Source organism: Streptomyces canus, assembly GCF_001514145.1.
Classification (GTDB): Bacteria; Actinomycetota; Actinomycetes; order Streptomycetales; family Streptomycetaceae; genus Streptomyces; species Streptomyces canus.
In genome coordinates this window covers 1-6654 of record NZ_KQ948701.1, presented here as the reverse complement: position 1 = coordinate 6654, position 6654 = coordinate 1, and the positions used below count along the sequence as shown (strand labels likewise).

The window sequence follows — 6654 nt, the reverse complement described above, 5'->3', positions numbered from 1 at the left end:
TGCGGGGCCTGGCCCGCGCGGCGCGCCGCGTACGCGGCGCTGATGTCCCGTTCCAGCGGGCCCATCGACGAGCCGTCCCACGCGATGTGATGCACCACGAGCAGCAACTCGTGCGCGTTCTGCCGGGTCGTGAAGAGCCAGCCACGGATCGCCACGTCCTCCGCCAGATCGAAGGCGCACCTCGTCGCCTCATCGATGGCCTTCTCGAGACCGCTTTCCTCGACCTGGACCTTCCGCAGCTCCCAGTCCAGCTCGTCCATCGACAGGATGCGCTGATAAGGCTCGCCGTCAGCGGTCGCGAAGACCGTGCGCAGCACCTCGTGCCGCTGCAGGACGTCCCGCAGGGCGGCCGAGAGCGCCTGCTGATCGATGTCGCCCGGCAGACGCAGGCGAACCGTGCTGTTGTACGTGGCGCTCGGGCCCTCGATCTGCCCGACGAACCAGAGCCGCTGCTGTGCGAAGGACACCGGCACCCGCTCCGGGCGCTGCCGCACCGTCAGCGCAGCGCGGGCCTCGCCCGCACCGGTGAGCCGGGCGGCCAGCGCGGCGACCGATCGCGCCTCGAACAAGGTGCGCAGGGACAGCTCCGCTCCCAGGACCGCACGCACTCGGCTGATCAACCGGACCGCGAGCAGGGAGTGCCCTCCGACGCTGAAGAAGTCGTCGTCCAGGCCGATGCGGTCCATCCCGAGCACCTCCGCGAACACGCTGCAGAGGATCTCCTCCTGCGGGGTGGACGGGGCTCGGCCTGGTCCCGCCGAGTACTCCGGTGCCGGGAGGGCGTTGCGGTCCAGTTTCCCGTTGGTCGTCAGCGGCAGGCTGTCGAGCACCACCACCGCCGACGGGACCATGTGCTCGGGCAGCCGCCGCGCGGTGAACTCCCGCACCGCATCCGACAGACCCTCACCGTCGGCGGGCAGGGCGGGGACGATGTAGACGACCAGGCGCTTGTCACCAGGGGTGTCCTCCCGGGCGATCACCGCGGCCTGCGCGACCCGGGGGTGCCCGGCCGCCACGGCCTGCACCTCGCCCGGCTCGATCCGGAAACCGCGGATCTTGACCTGCTCGTCACTGCGGCCCAGGTAGACCAGGTGCGCGTCCGCGGTCCACCGCGCCCGGTCACCGGTCCGGTACATCCGCGAGCCATCCGCGGCGAACGGGTCCGCCACGAACCGGGCCGCCGTCAACCCGGCCCGGCCCAGATACCCGCGCGCCAACTGGCCGCCCGACACGTAGACCTCGCCCGCGACGCCTACCGGGACGGGGCGCAGCCACTCGTCCAGGACGCGGACGCCGAGGCCCGGGAGTCCGCGCCCGATTACACTGCCGCCGTCCGTGGCGTACGGGGCGAGCTCGTGGTAGGTGACGTGCACGGTGGTCTCGGTGATCCCGTACATGTTGATCATCTTCGGCCCGGAGTCACCGTGCCAGGCCCACCAGCCGGTCAACCGGGCGGGGTCGAGCGCCTCGCCGCCGAAGACCACGGCACGCAGCGTCGTCCGCGCTTCCGGTCGTCGCTCCAGCGCCGCAAGCAGCTGGTAGAAGGCCGAAGGGGTCTGGCTGAGGATGGTGATCCGCTCGCGTTCGAGGAGGTCCAGGAAGTCTTCCGGACTCCGCGAGACCTCGAACGGGACCACGACGACCCGGCCGCCGTGCAGCAGCGCGCCCCACAGCTCCCAGACCGAGAAGTCGAACGCGAAAGAGTGGAACCACGTCCACGCGTCGCCTTGCCCGAACGTGAAGAGGCTCTCGGTGGCGGCGAACAGGTTCGTGGCGTTGCTGTGGGTGACGGCGACGCCCTTGGGCTTTCCCGTCGAGCCGGAGGTGTAGATGACGTACGCCGTGTGGTCCGGCAGCACGACGCCGCGCTCGCCCGGTCCGAGCGGGACGGCGTCGAAGGCCGTCAGGTCGCCGGCTGCCCCGGGCCCGTCCACAGTGACGCAGGTGAGCCCCTGCTCGGTCGCGACGCCGGCCACCACGTGCGAGTCGCCGTCGGCGAGGACGAGGGCGGGAGCCGCGTCCTGCAGGACGAACGCGATGCGGTCGGCCGGGTAGGCGGGGTCGATCGGCAGGTAGGCACCGCCGGCCTTCCAGACCGCCAGCAGCGCGACGATCAGTTCGACGGAGCGGTGCATCGCGACGGCGACCAGCGACTCCGGGCCGACGCCCTGGGCAAGTAGGAAGCGGGCGAGGCGGCTGGCCTGCGCGTCCAGCTCCGCGTAGGTGGTCCCGACGCCGTCTCGGATCACCGCGACTGCGTCCGGCGTGCGCGCCACCTGGGCCTCGAACATGGCCGGGAGTGAGTCCGCGCGTGCCTCCACGGCTGCCGGGTTCCCGTCCGTCAGAATCCGCCGCAGCTGATCCTCGTCGAGGACGTCCACGGTACGCAGGAGCTGGTCGACGCCGCCGTCGAGGGCTTGCTCCAGGGCGGCGACCAGGTTGCCGACGGTTGTGTGGAGGAGCACCGCGACGTCCTCCGGGTCGACCGGCGCGACGGCGTCGACGACCAGGCCGAATCCCTCGCCGTTGTCGTCGACCGAGACGGTCAATGGGTAGTTCGTGTGCTCCTGGGCGAAGACCGTCCGCACGCCCGTCAGGCCGGCGGTCTGCTCGTCGTCGGCGGCGGGGCGCTTGTCGGCGTTGGCGTTGTGGCGGTAGTTGAAGAGGGAGGTGAACAAGGGTGTGTCGCCCGGGACACCGCTGGCCTGCTGGGCCACGGCAAGGGGTGCGTGCTCGTGCTCCAGCAGCTCGGCAATCAGGCTCCGCATGCCGGAGACCGCCTCCCGCGCGGTGCCGCCGTCCACGCGCAGCCGCACCGGCAGCGTGTTGATGAACAGGCCCGCCACCCGGTCCGAGCCGGCGCCGGCGTTCATGCGGCCGAACAGCACCGTGCCGAAGACCACGTCCGAACGACCGGAGACCGCGGCGAGGACCCGCGCCCACGCCACATGCAACACGCTCGCGGGACTGGCGCCCGAACGCCGCGCGGCCTCCCGCAGGCGGGCCGCGAGGTCCGGCGCGAGGGACGTGAGCGCGCGTGTCGAGCCCGCGCCGTCGCCGCGGGCGTCGGTCAGCCCGAAGGGTGCGGTCGGCTCGTCCACGTCTCCCAGCAGGCGGGCGAAGAACTCCTCGTGCGCGGCCGGCTCGACTCCGCAGCGGGCCTGCGCCACGAACTCACGGAACGGCAGCGCCTCCGGCAGTTGCTCACCGCGACCGGCCAGGAACGCGCGGACCTCGCCCAGCATGACCGCGAGGGCGGTGTGGTCCTGGACCAGGTGGTGCATGCGCAGCAGCCCGAGCCAGGCGCCGGCGGCGCCGTCTTCCTCGTCGGCCACGGTGGCGTGCATGTCCAGCAGGGGTGCACGACCGATGTCCATCACCGAGCCGACCTCCGCGACGAGCGCGGCGGAGCGGTCCTGAGTGTCCTCGGGCAGGACCACGTCCCTGACGGGCAGTACAGCATGACGCCGGACCACCTGGACCGGCTCCCGCAGCCCCTCCCATACGAAGCCCGTGCGATAGATGTCGTGGCGGTCGAGCACCCGCTGCAACGCGGCGGCGAACTCGTCCAGACGGGAACGGGATGCGAACTCCATGACCACCGGCGAGACGTAGGCGTCGGCCCCCCGGTCCGCCCCCATCAGGTGGTGGAAGAGGATGCCCTCCTGCAGTGGAGCCAGCGGGTAGACGTCCGCGACATTCGCGACGCCGCCGTCCACCGTGGCCAGCACGCGGTCAATCTCCGCCTGGGACAGCTCGACCAGCGGCAGCATCGAGGGGGTGATCGCGTCGGCATCGGCCGGGATCGCGTTCGGCGGAACGGCCACGCGCTCCGGTGCCACCGTGTCGGTCAGCGCCGCCACCGTCGGCGTCTCGAACAGTGCCCGCACCGATATCCCCACGCCGTGGGCGCGCAGACGCTCGACAAGCGAGACGGCGAGGAGGGAGTGGCCGCCGAGGGCGAAGAAGTCGTCGTCGACGCCGATCGCCGGCAGGCCCAGAACCTCGGCGAAGACGGCGCAGAGGAGCTCCTCCTGCGGGGTAAACGGTCCACGGCCGGTCCCGGTCTCGGGAACGGGCAGTGCGCGGCGGTCGACCTTGCCGTTGGTCGTGAGCGAAATGGTGTCCAGGACCATGACGACGGACGGGACCATGTACTCCGGCAGCAGCCCGGAGCTGAAGCTGCGGACCTGCGCCGGCAGTCCGGCGGACTCGGCGCCCTCCACGGGGACGACGTACGCGACGAGACGCCTGTCGCCGGGCCTCTCCTCGCGGACGACGACGGCCGCCTGGGCGACGGACGGGTGGCCCGCCACGACGGCCTGGACCTCGCCCGGCTCGATGCGGAAGCCGCGGATCTTGACCTGCTCGTCGGCACGGCCGAGGTACAGCAACTCGCCGTCAGCGGTCCACTTGACGCGGTCGCCGGTCCGGTACATCCGCGTGCCGTCGGTCGCGAAGGGGTCGGCGACGAAGCGCCCGGCAGTCATGCCACTGCGGCGGAGGTAGCCGCGGGCCACGCCGGCGCCTGCGACGTAGAGCTCGCCCGCGACGCCCGGCGCCACTGGGGAGAGCGCGTCGTCGAGGACGTAGACGCGGGTGTTGGGGTTCGGGCGGCCGATGCCGGGCTTGTCGCCGGGAGCGAGCGGGTCCGACATGGTGGCGCAGACGGTGATCTCCGTCGGGCCGTAGGCGTTGACGAAGCGGCGGCCGTGCGACCAGCGGGCCAGCAGCTCCTCGCTCAGGGCCTCACCGGCGGAGACCAGGGAGGTGATCGAGCGCAGGTGGCGCTCCGGGTCGAGCACGGCGAGCACGGCCGGGGGCAGCGTCGCGTGGGTGACACCGAGGCGGTCGGCCAGCTCCTCCAGGCCGGCTCCCGGGCGCAGCCGCTCGGCCGGGGCGACGACCAGGCAGGCGCCCGAGCCGAACGCCATCAGGAACTCGGAGGCCGCGGCGTCGAAGCCGACGGAGGCGAACTGCAGGACTCTGCTTTCGGCGGTGACCGCGAAGCGCTCGATCTGGGCGGTGAGCAGGTTCACCGCGCCGGAATGGTGCGAGACGACGGCCTTGGGACGGCCGGTGGAGCCGGAGGTGTAGATGACGTAGGCCGGGTGGGCAGGGAGCGGCTCCGTGCGCTCGGCCGCGGTCAGCGGAGCGTCGCTCACGGTTTTCAATTCGGCGACGAAGCCCGCGTCGTCGATCCGGACGAGGGGCGCCGTCTCATGGACCCCTGTGACGACCGAGGCCGTCGCGGTGTCGGCCAGGACCAGCAGCGGCGCGGCGTCTTCCAGCATGAAGGAGATGCGTTCGGCCGGGTGGCCAGGGTCGACGGGGAGGTAGGCGCCGCCGGCCTTCCAGACGGCCAGGATGGCGGTGACCACCTCTACCGAGCGCTCCATCGCCACGGCGACGAGCGTCTCGGGGCCGACGCCACGGCCGACCAGCAGGCGCGCGAGGCGGTTGGCGCGCCCGTCCAGCTCGGCGTAGGTGAGCTCGCCGCCCTCGAAGGCGACGGCGACGGCATTGGGAGTACAGGCGACCTGGGCCTCGATCAGCTGCGGCACGGTACCGGCCGGGAGCTCACTCGCCGTGTCGTTCCAGGTGACCAGGACGCGCTCGCGTTCGTTCGCGTCGAGCACCTCGACGGCACCGAGGCGCTGCCGCGGGTCGGAGGAGACGGCTGCCAGCACCCGCGTCCAGCGCTGCGCGAGCAGTTCGGCCGTGGCCGGGTCGAAGAGGTCGGTGGCGACGTTGACGGTGCCGTGCAGCCCGGCCGGGAGGCCGTCGGCGTCGAAGGACTCGCCGATGACCACGTCGAGGTCGAACTTGGCAGGGAGTGATGTCTGCGGCAGTTGCCCGTCGGTCGCTCCCCCACTACGCAGGCCGGCGAGGCCGACACCGGCGCGGGCGTTGTTCTGCAGGGTCAGCATGACCTGGAAGAGCGGGGCCTTGGCCAGCGAGCGGCTGGGGGCGAGTTCCTCGACCAGGCGCTCGAAGGGCACGTCCTGGTTAGCGAAGACACCGAGGCTCGTCTCACGGACCCGCTCCAGGGTCTCGCGGAAGGTGGGGTCGCCTGACAGGTCGGTGCGCAGGACCAGGGTGTTCACGAAGCAGCCGACCAGGTCGTCCAGCGCCTCGTCGGTGCGGCCCGCGATCGGGGAGCCGATCGGGATGTCCGTGCCCGCACCCAGCCGGGAGAGCAGGACCGCGAGCGCGGCCTGCAGCACCATGAACAGCGTCACGCCCTCGCCCTTGGCCAGCTCCACCAGGCGCTCGTGGACCTCGGCCGGGATGTGCAGCGGGGTGCTGTGGCCGCGGTGGCTGGCGACGGCCGGGCGACGGCGGTCGAACGGCAGCTCCAGCTCCTCCGGGGCGCCGGCCAGCGCCTCGCGCCAGTAGGCGACCTGCCGGGAGATCAGGCTGTCCGGGTCGCTCTCATCGCCCAGCAGCCCGCGCTGCCAGATCGCGTAGTCCGCGTACTGCACCGGCAGCGGAGCCCAGGCGGGGGCCTCGCCTTCGCGGCGGGCCGCGTAGGCGGTGGCCAGGTCGCGGGCCAGGGGGCCCATCGACCAGCCGTCGCCGGCCACGTGGTGGACCATCAGGGACAGCACGTGGTCCGCTTCGGTCAGGGTGAAGAGCCAGGCTTCGAGCGGC

The 6654-nt window shown here is 72.3% G+C and carries 1 protein-coding gene; it reads right to left on the bottom strand.

What is annotated here, in order from left to right; translation table 11 throughout:
* Positions 1-6654 (bottom strand): non-ribosomal peptide synthetase (locus tag AQJ46_RS50935; RefSeq protein ID WP_159064289.1); only part of this gene is annotated, 6654 nt, incomplete at both ends.